The sequence below is a fragment of the Bradyrhizobium sp. 159 genome (assembly GCF_023073795.1).
Lineage (GTDB): Bacteria > Pseudomonadota > Alphaproteobacteria > Rhizobiales > Xanthobacteraceae > Bradyrhizobium.
In genome coordinates, this window is the sequence record NZ_JADPKE010000109.1 from 1 (window position 1) to 1,318 (window position 1,318).

Annotated in this window: 1 rRNA gene; it reads right to left on the reverse strand. The window is 62.9% G+C overall.

Annotation, left to right across the window (positions count from 1 at the left end):
• Positions 1-461, reverse strand: a 16S ribosomal RNA gene (locus IVA96_RS33090); the annotation flags it as partial.
• Positions 462-1,318: the final 857 nt, after the last annotated feature.

The window sequence follows — 1,318 nt, forward strand, 5'->3', positions numbered from 1 at the left end:
ACGAAGTTAGCCGGGGCTTCTTCTGCGGGTACCGTCATTATCTTCCCCGCTGAAAGAGCTTTACAACCCTAAGGCCTTCATCACTCACGCGGCATGGCTGGATCAGGCTTGCGCCCATTGTCCAATATTCCCCACTGCTGCCTCCCGTAGGAGTCTGGGCCGTGTCTCAGTCCCAGTGTGGCTGATCATCCTCTCAGACCAGCTACTGATCGTCGCCTTGGTAGGCCGTTACCCCACCAACAAGCTAATCAGACGCGGGCCGATCCTTCGGCAGTCAACCTTTCCCCATAAGGGCGTATCCGGTATTAGCTCAAGTTTCCCTGAGTTATTCCGAACCGAAGGGCACGTTCCCACGTGTTACTCACCCGTCTGCCACTGACTTCCGAAGAAGCCCGTTCGACTTGCATGTGTTAAGCCTGCCGCCAGCGTTCGCTCTGAGCCAGGATCAAACTCTCAAGTTGAAGAGCTGATCTCAAGCTGATCACAACATAAACGGAGTGCTCACATCCGTATCACCCACGTTTCCATGAATGACCGGTGAGCGTTCCGAAACGAAGGTCAGCTTTCATCTCTCACGGTCCGATTACTCGGACCCGCAAGGACATGAACAAGCCGCCCACGTTTCTCTTTCTCGATGATTCACTTGTCAAAGAGCACGAGGCCGACCCCCAAAGGGGCCACCCTCCACCGAAGACGCGCCGACAGCCCGGTTGCCCGGCCCATCCAGCCCACCTCGGCGATGAAGTCCGCGGCGCGGGATCGACCCCGCCGCTCGCGGTCCGCGGCGTCTAGAGCCGGCGAACCGTCCTGTCAACCGCCCCACGCAAGCGCCACCGCGCCGGAAACGGCCGACACTTCGAAACGGAAGGACAGCGATCGCCCGATCCAGTCACCCGGATCAGCTCCGCTCCACCGACAATCCCGAAGGCCGTCGAAACACTCGGCCACCAAGCGGTGGACCGCGGCGCCCCGTCGGTGAAAGCGGGTATATGGAGCCCGGGCGCCGACGTCAATCGGAAAAACGCGGAAAGCGCGATCGCGCCCGCCACGGAGCCTCGGAACACATCCGGCGGCCCTTCCGCAGCGGAAGTACCCTCGTATCGCGATGAGGCTCCCTCCTCCGCCTTGCGACCGGCACGCGTCGGCCCGACGGCTGCCGTCGGTCAGCTCGTGAGTCGCCGGAGATCGCCCCGAGCGATCCCGATGAGCGTCCGAACCGCGAGGGCCGCGATCGTCACGGTGGCGAAGGCGAGCAGCCCCAGGGCCAGCGCGTCGATCGCGGGTGCGCCCGCTTGCCCGGCATAGCGCAGGGCGGCGC